Here is a 23,638-nt window from a genome sequence, read left to right as displayed (position 1 = left end):
AAAAGGCTTATTGTGTCACAAGTTATGCGTAAGAGTGTAAACCTGCGAGAATTAAGTTAACAGCAATTAGGTTGAATAAAATAATACCGAAACCAATTAATGCTAACCAAGCAGATTTTCGACCTTCCCAGCCCTTTGATAGACGTAAATGCAGGAATGCCGCATAGAATAGCCATGTAATAAGAGCCCATACTTCTTTCGGGTCCCAGCCCCAGAAGCGACTCCAGGCAATCTGTGCCCAAATCATTGCAAAGATTAAGGCACCTAAAGAGAATAACGGGAATCCAATAAGCACTGAACGATACCCTATCTCATCGAGCAATTGTAAATTCACACGTTTCACAAATGGTTGGAAAATAGCACTAATACGTCGTCGCGCAATTAAGCGAATCAATATATATAAAATAGAACCTACGATTAATGACCAAACAACAGTTGTTAATTTTTTCGCATTAATAAGTGCTGGCATTTCAACGATTGGTGACATGCCCTGCTCTTCAATTGCTTCATATTCATGCATCCCAAAAATTGGGGGCAAATTATAAATGATTTTATGAGGCGCTCCTTCTTTATCAATATACGTGTAGCTAGACTCATAATCCATTGCATTAAATGTAGAGGTTACTGCCACAAACCCAATAACTACAACAAGACTATACATCACTGCCTCTAACCAAAAACGTTGTTTAGAGGGCTTTGTTAAATCCACTACTTTTAATAAATAGATAAGCCCTGCTACTGCACTAATAGCTAAAATGGACTGCCCTAATGCTGCTGTAATAACATGAATCGTTAGCCAATGACTTTGTAATGAAGGCACTAATGGGCTTACTTCATTTGGGAACATTGCTGCATACGCAATGATTAAAAGTGCTACCGGTAACGCGACTAGCCCAAGTGCCGTTAAACGATAAATAAAGTAAATTAAGATAAACGCTCCAACAATAAACATACCAAAGGCAGTTGTAAATTCAAACATATTACTTACAGGTGCATGTCCTGTATAGATCCAACGTGTAATAAAATAGCCAAGCTGTGATAAGAACCCAATAATGGTTACTACAATGGCAAGCTTACCCCATTTATCAATATTCTTACCAGTCGCATTTGCTTGTTTAATAGACCCGCCAAACAGTAATGTTGCAATTAAATAAGCAACAAACGCTACATATAGAAGGTTACCACTTATATCAATCAAACTCATCAGGTGTTGTCACCGTCCTTTTCTTTAATGCCACCATTTGCAGACTCTTCGTCCCCCTCTTCTTCCAATTGATCTTTATACGGAGGTAATACAGCAAATGCCGTGACAGTATCTAAATCCTTTTTCATGCTAAACATATTTTTATTAACATGGGCAGCCATTAACACACGGCCATCTGGTTCCACCTGAAGCCATAAACGACGATGATTCCAGTAAGATCCAATAACCACACCAAGCATAAAAATAGCACCGCCAATAAATATAATCGGAATGGTTTTATCTTTACGCACAGTAATACCTGACATATCACGCATCTCTGCCTCAGCAAACTTCATTCTATATTGATTTTCGCCCAGCGGCTCTAAAGGTGGTTGCATAATTTCTACAAAGCTTACCTCACCCTCTGGCGTTTCTGGTGTTGTCATTTTAAATAAAAATGCAGGATTATTTGGCACGGATGTTTTTGTTCGTGGCTCACCATTTTCAAAGCCATCAAAATCTGGTGTATAGACAAGAATCTGCACAGAAGAGCCATTGCCTAAATCATACTCTTTTTTAGGATTTGTTAAATCAATTTCCACCTTGCCAAGCGATTCTTCTGTTGTTTTATGCACTAATTCAAAATTCATTTGCTTTAATTCATTCAAGCGGTAGTCCATTTGATAAAGGGCAAAGCCATCTTCCTTCAAAGGATGATTAACACGAATCGAATAGTCTTTCACTTTTTCTAAATTTTCAGTGTCACCAGGTAGTGCATCTTCTGGCTGCTTATACAGCGTAACATCTGTTTGGAAGTTTTTTGCTACTACGTTAACACCTTGTTTTACTTGCTCTCCCTGTGGCTCATTATCATGTGTTTCTAAAATAAAATCACGATTTTCAATAAAATAACCATCCATGCTAGGAATAGCACGTGTTTCACCTTCACGCACCCAGATGGATTCATCCACATAGAAGCCTGGGAGCAAACGTAGCATGACTCCACCTAAAAAGATAATAAGACCCACATGGTTTATGTACGGACCGTAACGAGAAAAGCGTCCTTTTTCCGCTAAGAGAGCGCTACCATCTCGACGAACTGAATATTTCATCTCCGTCATTTTTTGTGCAACTTTATCAAGCGTTTCTTCAGCACCAGCCGTTACTTGCCCTTCTGCCACAATGCGTTGACGCTTCATAAAGGTTTCATGTCTTTTCACGCGTTGGTTCTTTAATGATTTATGCAGTGGTATCCCTCGGTCAAGACTCGCTACAATAATTGATACAGCTAGCATACCAACTAGAATTTGGAACCACCAGGAGCTATACAAATCTGAAAGACCTAATGCGTAATAAATTTTACCAAATACACCGTATACATCTTCGTAATAAGCACCCTTCTCCATATCGGAAGCTTTTACATAAAATTCTTGTGGTAGCAATGTTCCGATTGAAGCAGCAATTAATGTGATAATAATTAAGGCTATGCCCACTTTAACACTCGAAAAGAAATTCCAAATCTTATCAATAATTGATTTATTATAAGTTTTAGAACGAATCGCCATGCCATCATAGCGCATATCAACAACTTTATTTTGCTTCTCTTCTTCGGTTAAAGGACGACCACATTTTTCACAGAGCTTCGTGCCATATGGGTTACTATGACCACAAGCACAAATGATTTTTTCCATCGTCATTTACTCCTTATTTTGGTTTCACTGATTCCATGAACGAAGCAATATGTTCCTCTGTCATTTCACCTGTAATAATTTTTGCAACTTTACCGTCGGGATCAATTAGCACCGTAGCAGGTAATTGACCAACATTATAAGCTGTCATCACACTTTTTGTTTTATCGATGACTACTGGGAATGACAAATTATGTCGATCAACAAAGTTCTGTACTTCAAAATCCGTCTGTGCAATATTCACCGCTAAGGTTTGTACACCTTTGTCTTTAAACACTTGATATTGGTTGTCCATTGCAGGCATTTCCTTTTCACAAGGCTTACACCAAGTTCCCCAAAAGTTTAAAAATACTCCTTGCCCTTTATAATCAGACAATTTATGTTTTTCCCCGTTTAAATCGATTAACGTGAAATCAGGTGCTTCAGAGCCAATTGCCACTAACTCTACTTTTTCTTTTGTTGCTGTTTCATAAACCGTGTATCCAATTGCCAATGCTAAAACTGCCAAAATAATCGTGCGGAGTACAAGACGTTTTTTCTTTTTTTCCAAGCTAATAACCCCCCATTGCCTATTTTCAATAAAAGACGTCATCGAACTTTTTTATTATATCTACGTCTTTATACATGCTATAGCATTTTTAGATGAAATATGACATATGTGTACTATTCTCACCTATTATAGCAAAATGCTCTAAAAACACTTAGCGTTTATTTATGAATGATTTATGAACGTTTTCACCACAATGAAAGTGAAAACTTCACAGTAATCTCACATTTTACGGGCAATGTTCGGTCAATCGAGTTTTCCTGTTTCAGCTAACACACGCAGTTGCTTCACCTCATGCTTTGTCAGCTCTCGGTATTCACCTGGTGCAAGTCCATATAAATCTAAAAAAGCAAAGCGCTCACGTTTTAGCTTCACAACAGGTGTACCAATTGCCTCAAACATACGACGAACTTGGCGATTTCGCCCCTCATGAATCGTAATTTCACAGATCGCCTTGCCAGCCTTTTCGTCAAAGGATGTCATACTCACTTTGGCTGGTGCTGTTTCACCATCCTCTAATTTAATGCCGCGCTGAAGTTTTTTTAGCCCTTCAATCGTTGGAACACCTTTGACACGCGCAATATACGTTTTGTCAATTTTAAACTTTGGATGTGTCAGCATATAGGAAAATTCCCCATCATTTGTCAATAATAATAAGCCAGATGTATCATAATCAAGACGACCCACTGGGAAAATACGTTGCGGAATATGATGAAACAAATCTGTGACAGTTTTGCGTCCTTTATCATCTGTCACAGCCGAAATAGTCCCACGTGGTTTATACAGTAAGTAGTAAACCTTATCTTCCTTCTCAAGCTTTATTCCTTCCACTTCAATTGTATCAGCGTTCGATACCTTTGTACCTAGCTCACGCACTACTACACCGTTTACTTTTACCTTGCCCTCTACAATCAATTGTTCTGCCTTCCGTCTTGAAGCAACACCTGCGTAGGCAATCACCTTTTGTAATCTTTCCATTTTTTCACCTCTAGTTTTCTTTCACTTTCATCATTATATCAATATTTGATCTCGTTCAAATGAATAGGGTTATGGTTCCCGCTAATCTGTGAAAATTATGTCATACTTTTAGGCATTATTAAAGAAAAACAAATTTCACATTTGTTTTTAGAGTATTCGCAATAATTTTTCATTCATGAATTAATGGCAACCTTTGCTCATTATCGTTAGTATGCACTTTTTCCTAACAAGTGAATCGTTTTTCATATTTGCTATTGTAGACATGAAAAAAGCCACCATTTGGCAGCTTTTCTTACGGTTATTGTCAATTGACTTCTACTAATTTGTTAACAAGGAACCGTCCATGCCTGCAGAACAAAAGATTTTTTTACTTACACACTATTATTTTAATAATGTCAATATTCCTTGGCTCATTTGATTAATTTGTGCCATCATTGCTTGGGAGGATTGAAGTAATAATTGATCTTTTTTTAGTTTAGACATTTCCTGCGCCATATCAGTATCTCGTAGTAAAGATTCTGCATGTATTAAATTTTCCTCAGCATTTTGAACATTATTGTAGGCATATTCAAGTCGATTTTGAACTACCCCCACTTAGTTATTGAAGTGGGAGATTCCTAAGAACACCAGCGTCACCGCCAGTTATGGATTAGGCTATCCCCGTAGTCCCTACGGTTAGCAGTCTTATTGCTTCATTTTTAAGATTTTGTCCTGCGTTCATATCTCTATCATGATGTGTGCCACAAGAAGGGCAATCCCATTCACGGAGGTTGAGATGCTTAACGTCTTTGTTTTGGTAGCCACAAACTGAACATAATTGAGAACTTGCAAAGGTTTTAGATACAGCCACTACCTGTTTGCCATACCACTTTGCTTTGTACACTAACATCGTTCTAAATTGCGACCATGATGCTTCACTAATTGCTTTCGCTAGTTTATGGTTCTTCAACAGATTTGACACTTGCAAATCTTCGATACCGATGACATCGTGGTTTTTGATGATGTCAGTAGAGATTTTTTGCAAATAGTCTGTTCTTGCATGCGCTATTTTTTCATGAATACGCGCGACTTTCACCTTTTGTTTTTGGTAGTTTCTTGCTTCCTCTAACGACTTCTTTTGCTGCAATGCCATTTCTTTTCGCCTTGACAAAATACACTGTTCTTTCGCCAGTTTCTTTTCAAGTGAACGGAAAAACTTCGGATTTTTATACACCGTTCCAGTAGAAAGAATCGCAAAATCTTTAAGACCAACGTCCATACCGACAGAAGAGCCTGTTTTTTCTAATGGTTGCACGTCTGTTTCAGCAAGAATCGAGACAAAGTATTTACCACTTGGATTTCGTCTGATGGTCGCGTTAAGAATACGCCCTTCAACCTCACGACTTTTTGCAAACTTGACAAATCCAAGTTTGGGTAACTTGATTTTGTTTCCTACAATCGTAATATTGCCGTTCGTGTGCTTTGTTATGTAGGATTGTACTTTATTGTTTTTAGACTTGAAACGTGGTGCTTTATTCTGTTTCTTGAAAAATCGTGCATACGCATCCGCAAGGTTTTTAAGGGAGGATTGAAGCGCAATGCTGTCTACTTCTTTCAACCATACGAATTCTTTTTTTAACTGCGTTAATTCGGCAGAACATGAATGGTAAGTGAATCCTTTGCCTGTTTCTTTATAAGCATCCTTCCATTTTGCTAAAAAATAATTGAAGACAAAACGCGAACAACCGATTGTTTTAACCATGAGGATTTCTTGTTCTTTGTTTGGGTAGATACGGAATTTGTATGCTTTGTTGACCAACACACGAAACACCTCCCTCTTTACCCGAATGTTTGTTTCTATTTTAAACGAAAGGGAGTGGCTTTGGCTATCACCAACCGCCATTTATCGCCTAATTACGCATTCGGCTACGCCCTACCCATTCCTTGAAGGGGGCGTCTTCTGTTGGAAAACGATAAATTAGGGTCTGTAATCGTCCCTAATCCACCATCAACTGTTTGTAATAATAACAGACCATTTTGAATATTTCCTCCAGCCCTATGTAACCCTCTTATTTGCCCTCGCATTTTTTCGCTAATGCCTAAACCTGCCGCATCATCCGCAGCTTGGTTTATTTTATAGCCTGAGGACAATTTATTTAATGTGTTATTCAATTGTGATTGGGTATAATTGTAGCGATTTTGAGTAAATAGACCTTGATTATGTCGTATTAGCATTTCTTATCTCCTAATTGTGATTAGTTAAATTATACCACTTCGCGTTTAGTCGTCAATTAAATAAACAAGGAAATCCAGTATTCAAGCAATTTTAAAGCATATAAAAAAATCAGCGAACCGTTTTTTAACGATCCGCTGATTCCACTTTTACTGGCACTGCATAAATACGCTCTTCTCCCAAGAAAATAGATAACACAGCTTCTTGACGCTTTCTTGACACATGTAATACCTGCCGTACCTGCTCTTGCTCCTCTTTATTTAATTGTAAACGAATCGGCTGCTCTAAACGAATTGCTACTTTTTTATTAACATTATATTTACCCTTTTTCACAACTGTTTCAAGCCTATAATCTTGCCAAACTTTATTGGCTAGCCCTCTATGAACATTCCAATCATCTGATTCATTTAATGTCACGACAATACATATTTGCCCGTCCTTGTGAAAGGCTGTTGCGAGCGTGCGTCCAGCGACCTTTGTAAAGCCTGTTTTGCCTGCAAAAGCCATACCTGTAGCGGATTTTAAAGAACTAACAGGCTGCTCCGTTTCATCATCAATTTCTGCAACCGAGCCTGAGCCTTCCCTTAGTAGTCGATGTTTATTTTCCCAAAGCATACCATTGACCGTATTTGCTCGATAAAGGACCGTCGAAGCAATTTTTTCAAAGGTTTTATTTTGCAGAGCAATTCTTAGCATCTCCGCGGTATCTCTTGCTGAGGATAAATGCTCATCATGATGCAAACCAGAAGGATTCATAAAAACGGTATTGGTTAGCCCAGCAATAACCGCTCTTTCATTCATTAACTTTACAAAACCCTCCACAGAGCCTCCTACATGCTCTGCTAAAGCTGTTGCAGCATCATTGCCTGACCGCAACATTAGACCATATAACAATGTTTCCACTGTGACTGTTTCACCAGCTTGTAAATAGATAGAGCTTCCTTCAGCCATAGCAGCCTTTGGCGAGATCACAACCTCATCTTGTAGATTGCTATTTTCAATGGCGACAAGTGCTGTCCAAATTTTTGTTAAGCTTGCAATAGGTAGACGTGCCTCACTATTGGATGCTAACAACACACGCCCTGTATCTCCATCTAGCACAGCATAGCCGCTTCCTCCTCTTGCCAAGCTAGCTTGTGGCAATATTACCATTAACACAAAGGTTATAGTGATGATTAAACGAACGAAACGAAGCAACGGGCCACTCCTTATTCACTAAGATTAGATAGATGATGCCAATTATTTTGCATCGCTAAATGTTTCTTGAAATTTCGTCATAAATAAATCTGTTTCTTGCTCTGTGTCAGCAAATTCCTCCTCAGGTAAAGGCGGCATTTCCTCTAAACGATTTAAACCGAAATAATGTAAAAACTCTTTTGTGGTACCATACAGAATAGCACGTCCAGTTCCCTCTGAACGCCCAACCTCTTTAATAAGACCTCTTGACACTAATGTTTGAATTGGTCGCTCACATTTGACACCGCGTAAATCTTCAATTGCAACACGGGTAATGGGCTGTTTATAGGCAACGATTGCCAATACTTCGAGAGAGGCTTGGGATAATGATTGCGAGGTTGGATTTTCTACTAAGCGTTGAATCGTATCAGCAAACTCTGTTTTTGTAATAAGCTGATACACCCCTGCTATTTCTTTGACCGTAATGCCTCTTGTCAAATCTTCCTCATATGCCTTTCTTAAGGCAACCAATGTCTGTGTAATAACATCCTCTTGCTCACCTAAAAGCTGTGATAATTGTTTAATTGTTAAGCCATCATCGCCAACAACAAATAATAAGGCTTCAATTTTACTCTGTAACATCAATGCTTTCGTCATCTTCCCATTCCTCCTTCTGTAAGGTAACTGTTAAATCTTCAAAGTTACCAGCTTGCTCTACGATGACGACCTGACGTTTCATTAATTCAAGAAGGGATACAAACGTCAAAATCAGTGTTGGTTTATCCTCATAGGGAAAAAGCTCGAAAAATGATGCACGTCCACCTGTTAGGCGTAAAGAATCGACAACAGAGCGCATTTGATCTTTTACAGAACGTTCCTGCCTTGCTACAGTCGTTTTGAGAGGCTTCTTTAATTTTTTTCGACGCATTAATTTTTGAAACGCGCCCAGCATGTCATAAATATTGACATTCAAATCAAATAAAGCCATTTGTTCTTCTGAGGCTAAGCCTGTTAAATCAGCTGGTGGCCTTGTAAATACTTGTGCTCGGTCTGTTTCTAGCTCCTGTAAATGACTAGCTGCTTCCTTGTATTTTTTATATTCAATTAAGCGTTGGACAAGTTCTTCACGTGGGTCTGGCTCATCAACCTCTAATTCGGCATCCTCCATTTCTCCCTCATGAATTGGCAAGAGCATACGGCTTTTAATGGCCAATAAAGTTGCGGCCATCACCAAATATTCGCTTGCTTCATTCAATTCTAATACCTGCATAGCATGTATATGGTCGATATATTGTTGTGTAATTTCAGCCATTGGAATATCATAGATATCAATTTCCAATCTGTGAATTAAATGCAATAATAAATCAAGAGGCCCTGAAAAGGCATCTAATTTTACTTCATAAGACATGATTTTACCACCCTGAGATTTTCTGTTCTTTTAGTATAGTGGAAAGGAGTTTAAAATGCATCCACAGCATCATACTTTATTTATCGATTACTGTGCCTATTTCAATGGCAATCATGATTTTTTTGAGTGCCATGAGGTGCTTGAGGAATACTGGAAGGAAATTGCCCCAGGTGATAAAATGCACCCTCTTGTCGGCTATGTGCAGCTTGCAACAGGCTTCTATCATTGGCGACGTGGCAACGATATTGGTGCAAAAAGAATTTTATCAAAAGCACTTACTAATTTTCAGCGCAATAAAGGGCATATCTTTTTCCATGAACTTGATTATCAGCAGCTTCTAGCACAGGTAGCCGCTACTATTTCTGCCATTACTGTTGGGAAGCCCTTTCAAGCATTTCAGCTCCCGCTTTCACCAAACTTACGGGAATTGGTGATAACACGTATAGAGCTCCTGCCTTCAGCAACCTCAAACTATCTTCTTCATAAACATATGCTACGAGATCGCTCACATATTCTTGCAGAGCGACAAGAAAGCAAACAAAGAAAAAGCAGACGTCCTTAATCGTCTGCTTTTTCATCTATACAATTGATACACTTTTGCACAAAGGCACGTGTTTCATCAGTGGCACGTACACTTTGATACTGACCAAGTTCGGCTACTTCCTGAAGCATTTCCTTCGCAACGCCCTCGCCCCTGTAGGAAGGAACAACGGATACATGTTGAATAGTAGCATTATTATGCTCATCCGTTATAAGTCCAACGATGCCAATGTATTCCTCATTCTTTTTCCATAAATAAAGAACCCAATGATCATCATTTTCATAAGAGTCGATTGTCTCTGTAAGCTTTTTTACGTCTTTTTCGTTCGGCATAAAGGAGAGTAACCCCATCGCTATTTTCTCCAACGCTTTTTTATATCGAATTAACATATTTGTCTATTCCCTCTTTTTCTAGCTGTACATAATCTTTGACTATCCTACACGATTTGTACTTTTCCCGCAAGTCAATTTCTGTCTTACGAACCAGGTCCGAGAATACCTTTAGACGCCAACACCCAATAGACAACGCCCCATAATACAATAAAAACTGAAATGGACGCTAATAGTACCCATTTATTCTTTCTCAAATTTACTCACCCTTTTTTAACGTTAGCGGGAGATCGTTTTGCACAATATCTTCATAACTTTCGCGGCGAACAGCTAGTTGATGTTGCCCATTCTCTACAAAGACAATAGCAGGTCGTGGTACACGGTTATAGTTGCTAGCCATTGAATACCCATATGCGCCTGTACAGAAAATAGCTAAAGTATCACCTGAAGCTGTCTCTTGTAGCTTCGCATCAATAATTAACTTATCGCCAGATTCACATAACTTACCAGCAATTGTGTAGATTTCGTCTTTCGGCGCATGTGCTCTATTGGCAATAACCGCCTCATACTTAGCATCATATAATGCTGGACGGATATTATCACTCATACCACCATCGACAGCAATATATTTTCGCACATCTGGCACTGTTTTTTGTGAACCAATTGTGTAAAGAGATGTCCCTGCCTCACCTACAAGTGAGCGACCTGGTTCAATCCAAATTTCTGGCATTGTTAGTCCAAGAACCGTTGCTTTATTTTTTACAACAGTAATCATATCCTCTACATATACTTGTGGTTCAAGCGGCGCATCTTCTTCAGTATAACGAATACCAAAGCCCCCACCTAAGTTTAACACAGTACACGTAAATTGGTGAGTCTTGTGCCAATCAGAAATTTTATCAATTAATTTTTCTCCTGCTAGGGCAAAACCAGCAGTATCAAAAATTTGTGAGCCAATATGACAATGTAAGCCTAGAAGTTCTAGGAATGCATGGTTAAACGTTTGCTGGAAAGCCTCATCCGCTTGGCCATTGTTTAAATCAAAGCCAAATTTAGAATCAGCTTGACCTGTCGTAATAAAATCATGTGTATGTGCTTCAACCCCTGGTGTCACACGCAATAAAATACGCATTTTTTGTTGACGGCGCTCTGAAATTTCTTTTAAAAGCTGTATTTCATAGAAGTTATCAACAACAATACAGCCAATAGTGGCATCAAAGGCTTGCTCTAATTCAGCAATGCTTTTATTGTTGCCATGGAAATGAATGCGCTCAGCAGGGAAACCAGCCTTTAATGCCGTAAATAATTCTCCACCTGATACAACATCTAATGATAAATTTTCCTCTGCTGCTAATTGATATACTGCTACACATGCAAAGGCCTTTGAAGCATAAGCTACTTCTGCTTTTACGCCTAGCTTTTTAAACGTATCGATAAAGCTACGTGCACGCTGGCGAATCAATGCTGTATCGTATACGAATAATGGTGTACCATACTCTTTTGCAAGTTCAAGTGTATCTACCTGTCCAATTGTTAAATGACCTTCTTCAGAAATCGCTTGTGTTCCATATAAATGCATGTGCATCTCTCCCTTTTCATGTCGTACCACCTTGTCATTTTTCCTTTTTATTGTCATTCTGCTAGCCTTTTCTCGAATAACAATAATTTTTGTAAAAATCACAAAATACTATACGTGAACTTTATCACATGAAAAAAACGAGTGCAACGGCTCCTATGATCTTTTTCGCTGCTTGGAAGCGACTACATAAGGTCGTAATGCATCATCCGTCATTGGGAAGCGAATGAGCACACGTAACATTGCCTTTGGAAAGAACGGAACAAGCGGCCATAAGTAGGGGGCCTGCATTGGTCGTAATGAACATAAATACGTAAACAATAAAAAAAGCCCTATAAATAATCCATTTACACCCCAAATACCTGCCATGATTAATAACAGTAGCCTAAAAATCTTGATGGAAATACTGAGCTCATAGGATGGAATAATAAAGATCAGTATGGCAGCAACAGCGGTATATAAAACAACCTCAGCTGAAAATAAGCCGACATCAATCGCAATTTGACCAATAATAACACCTGCAACCAAGCCCATTGCCGTCGATAATGGAGATGGTGTATGAATAGCAGCCATCCTTAAAAATTCAATGCCTATATCGGCGATCAGTATTTGCAATAATAACGGCACATGTGATTTTTCCTCCGCCCCTAAAAAGGAAAGGGCATCAGGTAGTATTGATTCATTGGTAACAAACACATACCATAACGGCAATAACAGCAGTCCCATAATAGAACCAAAATAGCGCATAAACCGTACGAACGTTCCTACAGCAGGTGCCTGTCTATATTCCTCTGCATGCTGTAATAAATGAAAAACCGTTGCAGGCACAAGGATAACAGATGGCGAAGTATCGACTATAATCGCGATATGCCCTTCAAGTAAGTGAGCTGCTGCAATATCAGGTCGCTCTGTATAGCGTACAAATGGCACGGGATGAAACTTTTGTTTAAAAAGCCATTCTTCTAGTGATTTATCCGCCATTGTCAAGCCGTCATGATGAATCTGTTCAAGACGCTGTCGTAATTTTTCAAGCATATCTTCATTGGCAATATCCTTCATAAATGTGATGGCAACATCTGTTTGACCAATTTTGGATATTTTATGTAGCTCGAATCGTAAATTACTATTACGAATTCGTCTACGTATTAAAGCTGTATTTTGAGAAATGCTTTCTGTAAAGCCATCCCTTGAACCACGTATAACCTTTTCATTATCAGGCTCCTCTGGAGAACGGCCTGGATAGTCTCTTAGCTCAGCAACGTAGCAATAGCCACTTTTCGTAATAAAGGTTACTTGTCCACTTAAAATGGCTAATAAATAGGCTTTACGTTCCGTCTCCTCTGAGCGACCATAGAAATTAAAATAGGACTCAAAATAAGCTGTCTCATCCTTCACATCAATTTCTAAGTCCTCATCTGGCAGTACACTGGAGAGTAATTGTGTTAACGTTTCTCCATCCACAAGCCCACTAATATATGCACAAAGAACTGGCAAATCTTTGACAAATAAATGCTTGATGCCAACGTCAAATGATTCGCCATCCCCAAACTGCTCTTTTAAAAAATCTTCTGCCTCTTCTAAGCTGTTAAATAATTTATTTGTCATGCTGTCACCATTTTCTTAGATGTCTTTTTTTAAAGATTCTTCCTCCACTGTGGCACTTGTAGCCATCCAGCTTTTTAGCTGTGCAAGAATTTTTTTCTCTAATCGTGAAACTTGTACCTGTGATATCCCCAGCCTATTAGCAATTTCCGTTTGTGTACAATCGGAAAAATAGCGTAAATAAATAATAGACTGCTCCCTTGGCTCAAGCCTTGTCAGCACTTCTTTTAACGGAATATAGTCAAAGGGCTGCTCCGATTTTTCATCCTTCATTTGATCCATCAATGTAATGGAATCCCCTTCACTTTCATATAATTGCTCATGTAAAGAGGCTGGATCTCTTAATGCATCGGAAGCTGTAATAATTTCTTCTGTTGTCACATCAAGCACCTGCGCTAGCTCCTGAATCGTTGGTGGATGCTCATTCTTTTTAATAAATTCATCTGTAGCATGTCGGATTTTAAAATTCAGCTCACGTATGGAGCGACTGACCTTCACCATGCCATCATCCCTTAAAAAGCGTTGAATTTCACCGATAATCATAGGTACTGCATAGGTAGAAAATTTTACATCGTAGGTTAAATCAAATTTATCTACCGATTTCATCAGCCCTATGCAACCAATCTGAAATAAATCCTCAAGCTCAACACCCCTTGTGGTAAAACGTTGAACAATGGACCACACAAGCCTCGTATTACCTTCTACCATTCGCTTACGAGCCTCATGATCGCCCTGCTGTGCGCGTGCAATTAAATCACGCATTTCCTCCTGAGACAATAGCTTATCGGACGACTGTTCTAATGGCTTCACGATGCTACCCTCACATTACCATTGTGCGTACTGTGTGAAATTTCTTCGTAAACGTGACAGTTGTGCCTTCTTGCCATTTCGATATGACAGTCAACTGATCAGAGAAGCTATCCATAATGGTAAAGCCCATACCTGAGCGCTCCATCGCACTTTTCGTTGTAAATAACGGCTCCATGGCTTGACTAACATCCTCAATACCAACGCCGTTATCCATCACAGACACTGTAACAATATCATTCTCACGTTTTGCATGAACGGTCACAACACCTTTGCCATTCTCTTCATAGCCATGAATAATGGCATTGGAAACGGCCTCTGAGACAACTGTTTTAAATTCAGACAGCTCATCAATGGTTGGGTCTAATTGTGCAATAAAGCCTGTCACTGCTACACGTGCTAAGGCTTCATTTTCACTAAGTGCTAAAAAAGTTAATGTCATTTCGTTATCCATTTACAATCCCCCTTACGCGATCAATCGCTTGTTCCTCTGTTCCATCCATCATCCATGGACCAAGTCCTGAAAATTGAAATACTTTTCGCATTGTCGGCGATGGATTTAGTAAAATCGTTCGCCCAGCAACTGCCTCTAACTCACGCATTCGACCAAGCACTAGGCCTACACCCGAACTATCCATAAAGGACAGCCCTTCTAAGTTCCAAATGATGGTCGTCACAGTGCCTTGAAAAATTGCTGCAGAAATTTTCGCTCGAATTTGCTCTACTGCATGATGATCGAGCTCCCCAAATAAACGTATAACAACTGCCTCTTTTGTAACCATTTCTAATTGAAAATGCATGAACATCGCCTCCTCCTTCGTGCAATTCCACATGCGATGTGGTGAATCCTTGCGGCTGACAGAACTAGTGCAAAGTCTGCTGAAATAGTGTCAAATCGACATACTTATAGCTTTTTAGGTTTATGTGCAGTATGGGATAAAGTAGCATTTTCTAAACGCGGTGGATACTTGAATTAGAAATTCTTATAAATATGTGGTGTAGGACACTATCTTCCGCTCCATTAAAACTCCTCATTTAAGCATCCTTGCATGGGCTCTATCCGTCACTTTTGCTATTCTATCCGCTTATTACAGGGGTCTATCCGTCAATCTCATTCCGCTATCCACCACACAACTCCAATAAAAAAGCGAGGGCGCTCTTAATAATGAGCGTCCTCGCTAAATATTGTTATACAATTGTATAAGCTTTTTGTACTTTATTTACAGTTTCTTCACTAATTGGGTTGTTTGAATATAAATAAGCAATTGGATCACCGCTAGTAACATGGTCGTCTTTTTTCGCGATCAATTGAATACCAGCATCATAATCAAGTGCTGATTCCTTTGTTACACGTCCTGCTCCTAGGTTAACGCTTGCTTCTCCAATCAATAACGCATTAATGGTTTCCACTGTGCCTGTTGAGGAGGCTGTTACCGCTACTTTATAAGCCGTGTCCTTTTGCACAATATCAGCGATTACGCCACCCTGTGCCACGATAAACTCTTCAAATTTTGCGGCTGCAGAACCATCTGCTAAAACGCGCTCAACTGCTGCTGTAGCTTCTGCCTCCTTCACTCCGGCAGCTACTTGATACATTAAGGAGGCGATGACCACACATTCATCCAGCAAATCATCGTGTGTTTCTTCCATACGTCCACTTAATAAAGCATAAGCCTCTACTACCTCCAGCTTATTGCCAATCATTTTGCCTAATGGATTATCCATATCGCTAATATGAGCTACAACTTTACGTCCAAGCTTTTCGCCAATCGCTGTCATTGTATCTGCTAAACGCTGTGCATCTTGCTCAGTTTTCATAAATGCTCCTGAGCCACATTTAACATCCAGAACAATGCCATCTGCTCCACTCGCGATTTTTTTACTCATAATAGATGCAGCGATTAATGGAATAGAATCAACTGTACCCGTTACATCGCGCAATGCATATAATTTTTTATCGGCTGGTACAAGATTACCTGTTTGTCCAGCAACCGCAATTTTATGTTGATTGACATTATCGATAAACTCCTGTGATGAAAGCTCTGTTTTCAAGCCTTCAATCGACTCTAATTTATCAATCGTTCCACCTGTAATGCCTAGTCCTTTCCCACTAAATTTAGCTACTGGAATTCCTAAGGAGGCAATAATTGGTGTCACAATGAGTGTCACTTTATCACCAACGCCGCCTGTAGAATGCTTATCAATTTTAAAGCCCTCAATGGAGGTTAAATCAATGACATCACCTGATTCAATCATTGCCTTTGTTAAATAAAATGTTTCATCATCCGTCATACCCAGCAGGCGAATAGCCATGAGCAGGGAGCTTGCTTGATAATCAGGAATCGAACCTGCTGTATAGCCTTCAACAAAATAGTCAATCTCAGCCTGTGATAGTGCTAATCCTTGTTTTTTCTTTTCAAACAGTTGTAGCATATTCATTGGGAAATCCTCCTTATTCTAAATCGCCTAAGAAACTTTTACCGAATGGGGGTGCCTCCACTTGGAAGTTTTCAGCAATAGTCGCTGCAATATCCGCAAACGTTTCACGAAGAGCAAGCTCCGCTCCACCATTAAAACGTGGAGAGTAAACAATTAGCGGTACATATTCACGTGTATGGTCTGTGCCGTGGAAGGTTGGATCATTGCCATGGTCCGCTGTAATGATCAATAAATCGTCCACTGACATTGCTTCGATAATTTCTGGTAAACGTGCATCAAACTCCTGTAATGCCTGTCCATAACCTAATGGATCACGGCGATGACCAAAATTGGCATCGAAATCCACTAAATTTAAGAAGCTTATACCACGGAAATCACGACGTACAACTTCAGCAAATTTATCCATACCGTCCATATTGTTTTTTGTTCGTACCGCGTCCGTTACACCCTCACCATTGAAAATATCAGAGATTTTTCCAATCGCAATGACATCGAAGCCAGCGTCCTTCATCACATTCATTGTGGTACGACCAAAAGGTTTTAATGCATAATCATGTCGATTAGCCGTACGCGTAAAGTTTCCTGGTGTGCCAATAAATGGACGTGCAATGACACGACCCACTAAATACTCTGGCTGTAATGTTAATTCACGTGCAATTTCACAAATTTTATATAATTCTTCTAATGGTACAATTTCCTCATGGGCTGCAATTTGTAAAACAGGATCAGCAGATGTATAAACAATAAGTGCTCCTGTCTCCATATGCTCCTTACCAAATTCCTCAATTACTTGGGTACCACTTGCTGGTTGATTGCACAGTACTTGTCGACCTGTACGTTGTTCTAGCTCAGCAATTAACGCAGCAGGGAAGCCTTCTGGATAAACTTTAAATGGCTTATCAATATTTAAGCCCATGATTTCCCAATGACCTGTCATCGTATCTTTTCCTACAGATGCTTCCTGCATTTTACCGTAATAAGCTTTTGGCTCAGTAGTTGCCTGTAGTCCTGGCAACGGTTCAATATTTGCTAAACCAAAGGACGCCATGACTGGCATTGTAAGCCCATTCATTTTTTCAGCGATATGTCCTAGTGTATGTGCACCAACATCTCCAAAGTTAGCAGCATCTGGCGCTTCACCAATGCCAACGGAGTCCATTACAACAACATGGATTTTATTAAACGGTTTATTCATAATCATTGCCTCCTACTCTCTTGACTCTATTTTACCAAAAAAAAGCGAAAAATAAAGGTCAGACATCTGACTAAAATAGATTTTTTATGCCCGTGGATGAAATTGCTTGTATACCTCTGATAATCTTTTTTTACTAATATGTGTATAAATCTGTGTTGTGGAAATATCTGCATGACCAAGCATCTCCTGCACAGCCCGTAAATCTGCACCATTTTCTACTAGATGCGTGGCAAAGGAATGACGCAATGTGTGAGGTGTTAGCTTATGTTGGATGCTTGCTTTTAAAGCATGCTCCTTCATTAATTTCCAACAACCTTGCCTTGTTAAACGTTTTCCCCGTTGATTAATAAAAAATGCATCTGTTTTTGGGTATTTTCCTTGTAATTGACCACGTGCACCGTTTAAATAGTCGTTAATGGCTGAAAGTGCACTTTTGCCAAGAGGAATAATTCGTTCCTTGCCCCCCTTACCAAACACACGCACAAAGCCCATCGTGACATGGACATCCGCTAAATCCAGTGCGATCAGCTCACTAATTCGCATACCAGACCCGTATAATAACTCCAGCATTGCTATATCACGAGTGCCTTGTGGCTTGCTACGATTCGGCGCTGCTAGTAATGCTTCGATTTCCTCAATCGATAGAACATTCGGTAATTTTTGCTCGATGGTTGGCATTTCTAAATGAACAGTTGGATCTGTTTCTGCACGCTTTTCTCGCAGTAAAAATTGATGAAAGCTACGAATGGATGAAATATGACGCGCAATTGTACGGCTTGTTTTTCCTTGCATACGCAACTGCTCTAAATGCCGTAAAATAGTTGTCCGTTCCACACGATTAAAATCAACCATTCCTTCCACTTTCTGTAAAAAACGCACATAGCTTTCTAAATCTCGGCGATAAGATGCTAATGTGTTCACAGATAACTGCCGTTCTACCTGAATAAAATGGATATAATCCTCTACTGCATATTGCAGTTCATTCATCATAACGCCCCCTCCCAATCAACTATGCTCTATTTTAGCACGGCACTAAAAAATGTGCGAAAGCCTCCCCTATCAGACAGCATTCAGCTATAATCATGCTAAATCGACGTAATATTTAAAAACAAAAAACTGCCCGATTCAATCTAATAAATAAGATTAAAACAGACAGCTTTTTGTTATTTTTCTTCATTTGATTCGTCGTTTTTATCATGACAGCGCCAGCATATGCCGTGAAAAGTTAGTCGATGATCCTTTATGATAAAGTTCCAACGCTTCTCAACAACGGCTTCCACATCTTCAAGCAAATCCTCTTGAATTTCATCCACAGCACCACATTCGATGCAAACAAGATGATGATGGAAATGGGCAGCTCCCTCTTGGCGTAGGTCATAGCGTGATACACCATCGCCAAAATTGATTTTGTCGACAATTTTGAGCTCCGTTAATAATTCTAACGTTCTATAAACAGTAGCTAGACCAATCTCTGGTGCTTTTTCTTTAACTAAAAGATAAACATCCTCAGCACTAAGATGGTCTTCCTCGTGCTCAAGCAAGACAGCAACAGTTGCTTCTCGCTGCGGCGTCAGCTTGTAACTAGCACTATGCAGCTGTTTTTTTATACGATCAATTCGGCTCTCCATGTGACGCCCCCCTAAACTCATTCCATTATACCAAAGGAGTAAATCTTATTACAAGATAATGAATAGATTTCTAAAGTGCTTCTACTTTTTATCTGATCTTTTATTTTTGTTCATTCAATCTCTTATTTTAACACAAAAAACACAACAATAAACTCTGCAACTATTATGATGAAAAATGCGATAAAATTCAACAAAATTGTCTGACCAGATACTTGTTTCCCGATTTTTCGCTTTGACCAAGCAGGTACAAGCAAATTGCATAGGACTAGCAACAATATACAATAGATAAGCTGAAATGGAAACCACCAAATCGTATAAAGCCAAAAAGCTTCAAGTTTTTGTAATAAAAAAACCGAGCTAAAGCCAAAAAAGGTTGCACGCATAGCAACTGTGACACGAACTAAAATCTTTAAATAGCTATGTGTTGCCAATAATAGTATAAGACCTATAGAAATGATAACAGGTAGCACCATACGAAAAATAGACTGCCTGTCCCCATCTGCTAAACGAGGCTCTATCAATAAAATAAATGGTTCAGCTTTCGGCCCACCAATAATATGAAAGAAAATAACGCCACAAACAAAACTTACCGCAATGATGGAAGCGTGATAAAAAATAGACACCGTACGAGACATAAACATGCTCCTTTTCTATCAAGGTTTGTACAGCTTATGCTCGTCCGTCTCTATTATGCTTAAAGATTATTTTGTAAATTTGCAGCCAACCAGACGACTGCAAAGGCTGTTTTAGCATCATATATACGCTGATCTACTATCATTTGTTGTGCTTCTTCCAACGAAACTTCCAATAATTCGACAAACTCATCCTCATCTAAATCTGCCTTTTGATCGATTTTATATAATCCCTTTGCCACAAATAGATAAATCACCTCATCTGCAAAGCCTGGGGACGTGGCAAAGGCTTGTAAAAACCTCAAACTTCGTGCTCCGTACCCTGTCTCTTCCTCTAGCTCGCGATGTGCTGTTACCACTGGCTCCTCACCAGGCTCAAGTTTCCCAGCCGGAATTTCGATAATAGAACGTTCAAGTGCTTTACGGTACTGCTCTACTAGCACTAGCTTTCCTTCATCCGTAACAGCAATCACAGCTACAGCACCTGGATGCTTAATAATTTCACGTTTAGCTGTTTGTCCATTCGGTAATGTAACATCATCAATTTGTAATTTTATAATTCTACCATCATAGATGGGCGTTGTTTCAATCGTTTTTTCCTCAAACTTTTTCATCAACGATAACCTCGCTTGTTCTTCAGATATGTTCATTGTACCATTACAAATAGAGAAATCGAAGGAGGGCGTTTTAATGAAAAAAAGACAGCTTGGTACAAGTGACTTGTTTATTTCAGAGATTAGTTTAGGAGGTATGTCTTTATCAACAGATAAAAAGCAAGCTACTAGTATTGTTGATATGGCACTCGATGCGGGCATCAACTATATTGATACTGCTGATTTATATGATTTTGGTGTTAATGAAAAAATTATTGGAGAAATTTTAGGCAACCGTCGCCAACAGGTAATTCTTGCCACAAAGGTAGGAAATCGCTGGACAGAGGGTGTTGAGGGCTGGCATTGGGATGCTTCTCCTTCCTATATTAAAGAAGCTGTACATGCTAGCTTACAACGTTTGAGTACGGACTATATTGATGTCTATCAATTACATGGCGGCACAATAGAGGATGACTGGGATGCTATTATTGATACATTTGAAAGCTTGAAAAAGGATGGGCTTATTCGGGAATATGGCATTTCCTCTATTCGACCAAATGTACTAAAACGTTTTTTACCAGCAAGTCATGCCAAAAGTGTGATGATGCAGTATAGTGCCCTAGATCGTCGCCCTGAGGAATGGTTTGAATTTATTGCAAGTGAGGGTGCATCTGTTGTTACACGTGGTACGGTTGCAAAAGGCTTATTAACAAATAACTGGCAGCAACGGCTTCAGCGTAGCAATGGCTTTAACAGCTATACAGCAGAAGAGCTAGCCACAACACTTACAGAGCTCGCTTCACACTATGATCATTTACATGCGTTAGCCCTTGCCTTTAATTTAAAGGAATCCGTCATTGCTTCAACAGTGATTGGGGCAAGTTCACAGGAACAGCTAGCACAAACGCTTGCTGCCTATGAAAAAATAGATGCCATCGTAGATTTTACAGTGGTCAATAAACTAACAAAACAAGAACAATATCGAGAACATCGATGAAAAAGTGGCTGGTCTTGATTGCTTGCCTCGTTGTGCTTGTGATCTCCTCCAGCATGACCTATGAGCAACAAAGTATACTACCAGAACTAGAACAACTATTAGCCAATAAACCTTTTGAAAAACAGTTAGCTCTGTTAAAAATTCCTTATTGGGACACAGTCGTTTCCATTGAAGAACGTGGGTATTTTCCATTTGTCGAATTTTTGATTCGTAAATTAACACATCTTCTTGGCTTTGGCTGTATTGCACTAGGTCTCTATTTTGCATGGGGCAAGCGTCGTTTTGCAGCAGCGGTGGCAATTTTCGGAACTGCTCTCATTGCTATATTGGATGAATTTCGACAAAGCTTTACACCAGGGCGTATGATGAGTGGGCAGGATGTGTTTGTCGATCTAGCTGGAGCCATTCTATTTGTCGCAGCTATTGTCGCATTAAAGAAAATACGAAAAGCATATCGAGATAGCAGGGCATGCTGACAAACTAAAAAGGTACGAGAAATCATTTATTAAAACATTGATTTCTCGTACTTTTTAGTTTTCTGGTCAACTACTACTCTATTAAGTGATAGATCAATTAGCTGTTAAATTATTTATCTATATCCTTTGTTTTTAATACTTGGACCCTTTATCGCCATATTCATGTAATAGCTCTTCAAAGGATTTATTTTTTTCACGCTGCTTGCGTTCAAACGCTAGCTTTGCTTGGCGTTCTTCCTCTGCTGCACGTTCTTTTGCTGTTAAATCCTGCTTGGCCGCCTTTAGCTTAGCAAGAACATCGCCTCCTAGCTGATCGGCTAATGTGACCGTGTCTTGTTTTGACAGGCTAGTGGTTGTATTATGATCTGCTCGTTGCTGTTGCTTACGTTTCTTTCCCATTGCTTTCACCTTCTTCTTGACATTAAGGGCGCTTGACCACCGTTGCGACGCCTTGTCCACCACCGATACATAATGTGGCTAAGCCCGTTTTAGCATCACGCTTTGTCATCTCATGAAGCAGCGTAACTAAAATACGAGCGCCACTTGCACCAATTGGATGACCAAGAGCGATTGCCCCCCCATTAACATTTAGTTTATCATGATTAAAGCTCAATTCACGATCTACAGCAATCGATTGTGCTGCAAATGCTTCATTCGCTTCAATTACATCTATCTCGTCTAATGCGATACCTGCTTTTGTTAGTACTTTTTTCACTGCTGTAACAGGTCCTGTTCCCATAATGGCAGGGTCAACGCCTGCGCTTGCATTCGCTGCAATCATTGCCATTGGTTGAATGCCTAACTCCTGTGCCTTGTCCTTTGACATTACCACAACCGCTGCGGCGCCATCATTAATACCGGATGCATTTGCTGCTGTGACGGAGCCATCCTTTTTAAAGGCTGGACGTAGCTTTGCTAAGGACTCCACTGTCACACCTGCACGTGGAAATTCATCCTTATCAAATAAAATTGGCTCTCCCTTGCGCTGTGGAATCTCTACAGCAACGATTTCATCCTCAAATTTACCAGCAGCAATGGCCGCCTCTGCTCGTTGCTGAGAACGCGCTGCAAAAGCATCCTGCTCCTCGCGCGAAATTTGATAAGTATCACATAAATTTTCTGCTGTAATGCCCATATGATAATCGTTAAACGCACACCATAGACCATCGTGAATCATTGTATCCACAACCTTTTGATCGCCCATACGGAAGCCTTCTCGCGCATTTTTTAAGATATAGGGCGCTTGACTCATATTTTCAAAGCCCCCTGCTACAATAATATCTGCATCTCCTGCCACAATGGCCTGTGCTGCTAAATGAACAGCCTTTAAGCCAGAGCCACATACTTTATTAATCGTTAAAGCAGATACCTCATGAGGGAGTCCGGCTTTAATGGCTGCTTGACGTGCTGGATTTTGACCAAGTCCAGCCGCTAAAACATTCCCCATAATCACCTCATCGACCTGTTCGCCTGCTACTCCTGCACGTGCCAATGCTTCTTTAATGACAATACTTCCCAGATCTGTTGCTGGTACACCTTTTAATGTGCCCTGAAATGAGCCAATTGCTGTTCGTACAGCACTTACGATTACTACCTCATTTGTCATGTTCATCCTCCTCTTTTCCCCGTTC

Annotated in this window: 27 protein-coding genes; 3 read left to right on the top strand and 24 right to left on the bottom strand. The window is 39.7% G+C overall.

Annotated features, from left to right (window positions below; translation table 11 throughout):
- Nucleotides 1-22: 22 nt before the first annotated feature.
- From ccsB to MHB44_RS06705, 10 genes are all read right to left on the bottom strand, one after another.
- Nucleotides 23-1,204 carry a c-type cytochrome biogenesis protein CcsB gene (gene ccsB, locus MHB44_RS06750; protein WP_341302084.1) on the bottom strand — a complete coding sequence of 394 codons (1,182 nt, stop codon included), beginning with the start codon at nucleotides 1,202-1,204 and terminating at the stop codon, nucleotides 23-25.
- A complete protein-coding gene (locus MHB44_RS06745) occupies nucleotides 1,204-2,874 on the bottom strand; it encodes a cytochrome c biogenesis protein ResB (protein WP_341302083.1) in 1,671 nt (556 codons plus the stop codon). Before MHB44_RS06745 ends, ccsB begins: the two co-directional genes overlap by 1 nt.
- A 13-nt stretch (nucleotides 2,875-2,887) precedes the next feature.
- A complete protein-coding gene (resA, locus tag MHB44_RS06740) occupies nucleotides 2,888-3,421 on the bottom strand; it encodes a thiol-disulfide oxidoreductase ResA (protein WP_341302082.1) in 534 nt (177 codons plus the stop codon).
- Nucleotides 3,422-3,664: 243 nt separating this feature from the next.
- Nucleotides 3,665-4,396 carry a pseudouridine synthase gene (locus MHB44_RS06735; protein WP_341302081.1) on the bottom strand — a complete coding sequence of 244 codons (732 nt, stop codon included), beginning with the start codon at nucleotides 4,394-4,396 and terminating at the stop codon, nucleotides 3,665-3,667.
- A 381-nt stretch (nucleotides 4,397-4,777) separates the two neighbouring features.
- Nucleotides 4,778-4,990 carry a flagellin gene (locus tag MHB44_RS06730; protein WP_341302080.1) on the bottom strand — a complete coding sequence of 71 codons (213 nt, stop codon included), beginning with the start codon at nucleotides 4,988-4,990 and terminating at the stop codon, nucleotides 4,778-4,780.
- 55 nt (nucleotides 4,991-5,045) lie between these two features.
- Nucleotides 5,046-6,197, bottom strand: coding sequence for an IS200/IS605 family element RNA-guided endonuclease TnpB (gene tnpB, locus MHB44_RS06725; protein WP_341302079.1), 1,152 nt, complete (start codon nucleotides 6,195-6,197; stop codon nucleotides 5,046-5,048).
- Between the two features lie 104 nt (nucleotides 6,198-6,301).
- Complete coding sequence (locus MHB44_RS06720; RefSeq protein ID WP_341302078.1) at nucleotides 6,302-6,610, bottom strand: hypothetical protein; 309 nt, start codon at nucleotides 6,608-6,610, stop codon at nucleotides 6,302-6,304.
- Nucleotides 6,611-6,734: 124 nt separating this feature from the next.
- On the bottom strand, nucleotides 6,735-7,805 hold the full coding sequence (locus MHB44_RS06715; protein ID WP_341302077.1) for a serine hydrolase: 1,071 nt from the start codon (nucleotides 7,803-7,805) through the stop codon (nucleotides 6,735-6,737).
- Between the two features lie 42 nt (nucleotides 7,806-7,847).
- The gene (gene scpB, locus MHB44_RS06710) at nucleotides 7,848-8,441 is read right to left on the bottom strand and encodes an SMC-Scp complex subunit ScpB (RefSeq protein WP_341302076.1); all 594 of its coding nucleotides are present in this window, start codon (nucleotides 8,439-8,441) and stop codon (nucleotides 7,848-7,850) included.
- A complete protein-coding gene (locus MHB44_RS06705; protein WP_341302075.1) occupies nucleotides 8,413-9,192 on the bottom strand; it encodes a segregation/condensation protein A in 780 nt (259 codons plus the stop codon). The genes scpB and MHB44_RS06705 overlap by 29 nt, the downstream gene beginning before the upstream one ends.
- A 55-nt stretch (nucleotides 9,193-9,247) precedes the next feature.
- Between MHB44_RS06705 and MHB44_RS06700 the strand changes: the two genes are divergently transcribed.
- On the top strand, nucleotides 9,248-9,754 hold the full coding sequence (locus MHB44_RS06700) for a DUF309 domain-containing protein (protein ID WP_341302074.1): 507 nt from the start codon (nucleotides 9,248-9,250) through the stop codon (nucleotides 9,752-9,754).
- Here MHB44_RS06700 and MHB44_RS06695 read toward each other — a convergent pair.
- From MHB44_RS06695 to MHB44_RS06640, 12 genes are all read right to left on the bottom strand, one after another.
- Nucleotides 9,751-10,122: a GNAT family N-acetyltransferase gene (locus tag MHB44_RS06695; RefSeq protein ID WP_341302073.1), complete on the bottom strand. Its 372-nt coding sequence runs from the start codon at nucleotides 10,120-10,122 to the stop codon at nucleotides 9,751-9,753. The genes MHB44_RS06700 and MHB44_RS06695 overlap by 4 nt on opposite strands.
- Nucleotides 10,123-10,321: 199 nt before the next feature.
- Nucleotides 10,322-11,641 (bottom strand): diaminopimelate decarboxylase, encoded by a 1,320-nt coding sequence (gene lysA, locus MHB44_RS06690; protein WP_341302072.1) that lies wholly within the window; start codon nucleotides 11,639-11,641, stop codon nucleotides 10,322-10,324.
- Between the two features lie 153 nt (nucleotides 11,642-11,794).
- A complete protein-coding gene (locus MHB44_RS06685; protein ID WP_341302071.1) occupies nucleotides 11,795-13,243 on the bottom strand; it encodes a spore germination protein in 1,449 nt (482 codons plus the stop codon).
- A 15-nt stretch (nucleotides 13,244-13,258) separates the two neighbouring features.
- Nucleotides 13,259-14,050 (bottom strand): RNA polymerase sporulation sigma factor SigF, encoded by a 792-nt coding sequence (gene sigF, locus MHB44_RS06680; protein ID WP_341302070.1) that lies wholly within the window; start codon nucleotides 14,048-14,050, stop codon nucleotides 13,259-13,261.
- 10 nt (nucleotides 14,051-14,060) lie between these two features.
- The gene (spoIIAB, locus tag MHB44_RS06675) at nucleotides 14,061-14,501 is read right to left on the bottom strand and encodes an anti-sigma F factor (protein ID WP_341302069.1); all 441 of its coding nucleotides are present in this window, start codon (nucleotides 14,499-14,501) and stop codon (nucleotides 14,061-14,063) included.
- Nucleotides 14,494-14,847 (bottom strand): anti-sigma F factor antagonist, encoded by a 354-nt coding sequence (gene spoIIAA / locus MHB44_RS06670; protein WP_053994117.1) that lies wholly within the window; start codon nucleotides 14,845-14,847, stop codon nucleotides 14,494-14,496. The genes spoIIAB and spoIIAA overlap by 8 nt, the downstream gene beginning before the upstream one ends.
- A gap of 388 nt (nucleotides 14,848-15,235) precedes the next feature.
- Nucleotides 15,236-16,486, bottom strand: coding sequence for a thymidine phosphorylase (locus MHB44_RS06665; protein ID WP_341302068.1), 1,251 nt, complete (start codon nucleotides 16,484-16,486; stop codon nucleotides 15,236-15,238).
- Nucleotides 16,487-16,499: 13 nt separating this feature from the next.
- A complete protein-coding gene (deoB, locus tag MHB44_RS06660) occupies nucleotides 16,500-17,681 on the bottom strand; it encodes a phosphopentomutase (protein ID WP_341302067.1) in 1,182 nt (393 codons plus the stop codon).
- An 84-nt stretch (nucleotides 17,682-17,765) separates the two neighbouring features.
- A complete protein-coding gene (gene xerD, locus MHB44_RS06655; RefSeq protein WP_341302932.1) occupies nucleotides 17,766-18,668 on the bottom strand; it encodes a site-specific tyrosine recombinase XerD in 903 nt (300 codons plus the stop codon).
- A gap of 176 nt (nucleotides 18,669-18,844) precedes the next feature.
- Complete coding sequence (locus MHB44_RS06650; RefSeq protein WP_004232171.1) at nucleotides 18,845-19,309, bottom strand: Fur family transcriptional regulator; 465 nt, start codon at nucleotides 19,307-19,309, stop codon at nucleotides 18,845-18,847.
- A gap of 122 nt (nucleotides 19,310-19,431) precedes the next feature.
- Complete coding sequence (locus MHB44_RS06645; protein ID WP_341302066.1) at nucleotides 19,432-19,944, bottom strand: hypothetical protein; 513 nt, start codon at nucleotides 19,942-19,944, stop codon at nucleotides 19,432-19,434.
- 59 nt (nucleotides 19,945-20,003) lie between these two features.
- Complete coding sequence (locus MHB44_RS06640) at nucleotides 20,004-20,555, bottom strand: NUDIX hydrolase (protein ID WP_341302065.1); 552 nt, start codon at nucleotides 20,553-20,555, stop codon at nucleotides 20,004-20,006.
- A gap of 76 nt (nucleotides 20,556-20,631) precedes the next feature.
- On the opposite strand from MHB44_RS06640, the gene MHB44_RS06635 reads away from it, so the two are divergent.
- Together MHB44_RS06635 and MHB44_RS06630 are read left to right on the top strand one after the other, a co-directional pair.
- On the top strand, nucleotides 20,632-21,531 hold the full coding sequence (locus MHB44_RS06635; RefSeq protein ID WP_341302064.1) for an aldo/keto reductase: 900 nt from the start codon (nucleotides 20,632-20,634) through the stop codon (nucleotides 21,529-21,531).
- A complete protein-coding gene (locus tag MHB44_RS06630; protein ID WP_341302063.1) occupies nucleotides 21,528-22,007 on the top strand; it encodes a VanZ family protein in 480 nt (159 codons plus the stop codon). Before MHB44_RS06635 ends, MHB44_RS06630 begins: the two co-directional genes overlap by 4 nt.
- Before the next feature lie 132 nt (nucleotides 22,008-22,139).
- Here the strand turns inward: MHB44_RS06630 and MHB44_RS06625 are convergent, their stop codons facing one another.
- The gene (locus MHB44_RS06625; RefSeq protein WP_341302062.1) at nucleotides 22,140-22,406 is read right to left on the bottom strand and encodes a YqkE family protein; all 267 of its coding nucleotides are present in this window, start codon (nucleotides 22,404-22,406) and stop codon (nucleotides 22,140-22,142) included.
- A 22-nt stretch (nucleotides 22,407-22,428) separates the two neighbouring features.
- Entirely contained in the window at nucleotides 22,429-23,613 is a 1,185-nt protein-coding gene (locus MHB44_RS06620; protein ID WP_341302061.1) for an acetyl-CoA C-acetyltransferase, read from the bottom strand.
- Between the last annotated feature and the right edge of the window lie 25 nt (nucleotides 23,614-23,638).

Source organism: Lysinibacillus sp. FSL H8-0500, assembly GCF_038051955.1.
GTDB lineage: Bacteria > Bacillota > Bacilli > Bacillales_A > Planococcaceae > Lysinibacillus > Lysinibacillus macroides.
This window is presented reverse-complemented; position numbering and strand designations above follow the sequence as displayed.

What these genes read in the sequence shown, in the direction of transcription:
- ccsB (WP_341302084.1), bottom strand. Translation starts at nt 1,204, where the DNA reads ATGAGTTTGATTGATATAAGTGGTAACCTTCTATATGTAGCGTTTGTT.
- MHB44_RS06745 (WP_341302083.1), bottom strand. Translation starts at nt 2,874, where the DNA reads ATGGAAAAAATCATTTGTGCTTGTGGTCATAGTAACCCATATGGCACG.
- MHB44_RS06735 (WP_341302081.1), bottom strand. Translation starts at nt 4,396, where the DNA reads ATGGAAAGATTACAAAAGGTGATTGCCTACGCAGGTGTTGCTTCAAGA.
- MHB44_RS06720 (WP_341302078.1), bottom strand. Translation starts at nt 6,610, where the DNA reads ATGCTAATACGACATAATCAAGGTCTATTTACTCAAAATCGCTACAAT.
- scpB (WP_341302076.1), bottom strand. Translation starts at nt 8,441, where the DNA reads ATGACGAAAGCATTGATGTTACAGAGTAAAATTGAAGCCTTATTATTT.
- MHB44_RS06705 (WP_341302075.1), bottom strand. Translation starts at nt 9,192, where the DNA reads ATGTCTTATGAAGTAAAATTAGATGCCTTTTCAGGGCCTCTTGATTTA.
- MHB44_RS06700 (WP_341302074.1), top strand. Translation starts at nt 9,248, where the DNA reads ATGCATCCACAGCATCATACTTTATTTATCGATTACTGTGCCTATTTC.
- MHB44_RS06695 (WP_341302073.1), bottom strand. Translation starts at nt 10,122, where the DNA reads ATGTTAATTCGATATAAAAAAGCGTTGGAGAAAATAGCGATGGGGTTA.
- lysA (WP_341302072.1), bottom strand. Translation starts at nt 11,641, where the DNA reads ATGCATTTATATGGAACACAAGCGATTTCTGAAGAAGGTCATTTAACA.
- MHB44_RS06685 (WP_341302071.1), bottom strand. Translation starts at nt 13,243, where the DNA reads ATGACAAATAAATTATTTAACAGCTTAGAAGAGGCAGAAGATTTTTTA.
- spoIIAB (WP_341302069.1), bottom strand. Translation starts at nt 14,501, where the DNA reads ATGGATAACGAAATGACATTAACTTTTTTAGCACTTAGTGAAAATGAA.
- spoIIAA (WP_053994117.1), bottom strand. Translation starts at nt 14,847, where the DNA reads ATGCATTTTCAATTAGAAATGGTTACAAAAGAGGCAGTTGTTATACGT.
- MHB44_RS06665 (WP_341302068.1), bottom strand. Translation starts at nt 16,486, where the DNA reads ATGAATATGCTACAACTGTTTGAAAAGAAAAAACAAGGATTAGCACTA.
- deoB (WP_341302067.1), bottom strand. Translation starts at nt 17,681, where the DNA reads ATGAATAAACCGTTTAATAAAATCCATGTTGTTGTAATGGACTCCGTT.
- xerD (WP_341302932.1), bottom strand. Translation starts at nt 18,668, where the DNA reads ATGAATGAACTGCAATATGCAGTAGAGGATTATATCCATTTTATTCAG.
- MHB44_RS06650 (WP_004232171.1), bottom strand. Translation starts at nt 19,309, where the DNA reads ATGGAGAGCCGAATTGATCGTATAAAAAAACAGCTGCATAGTGCTAGT.
- MHB44_RS06645 (WP_341302066.1), bottom strand. Translation starts at nt 19,944, where the DNA reads ATGTCTCGTACGGTGTCTATTTTTTATCACGCTTCCATCATTGCGGTA.
- MHB44_RS06640 (WP_341302065.1), bottom strand. Translation starts at nt 20,555, where the DNA reads ATGAAAAAGTTTGAGGAAAAAACGATTGAAACAACGCCCATCTATGAT.
- MHB44_RS06635 (WP_341302064.1), top strand. Translation starts at nt 20,632, where the DNA reads ATGAAAAAAAGACAGCTTGGTACAAGTGACTTGTTTATTTCAGAGATT.
- MHB44_RS06630 (WP_341302063.1), top strand. Translation starts at nt 21,528, where the DNA reads ATGAAAAAGTGGCTGGTCTTGATTGCTTGCCTCGTTGTGCTTGTGATC.
- MHB44_RS06625 (WP_341302062.1), bottom strand. Translation starts at nt 22,406, where the DNA reads ATGGGAAAGAAACGTAAGCAACAGCAACGAGCAGATCATAATACAACC.
- MHB44_RS06620 (WP_341302061.1), bottom strand. Translation starts at nt 23,613, where the DNA reads ATGACAAATGAGGTAGTAATCGTAAGTGCTGTACGAACAGCAATTGGC.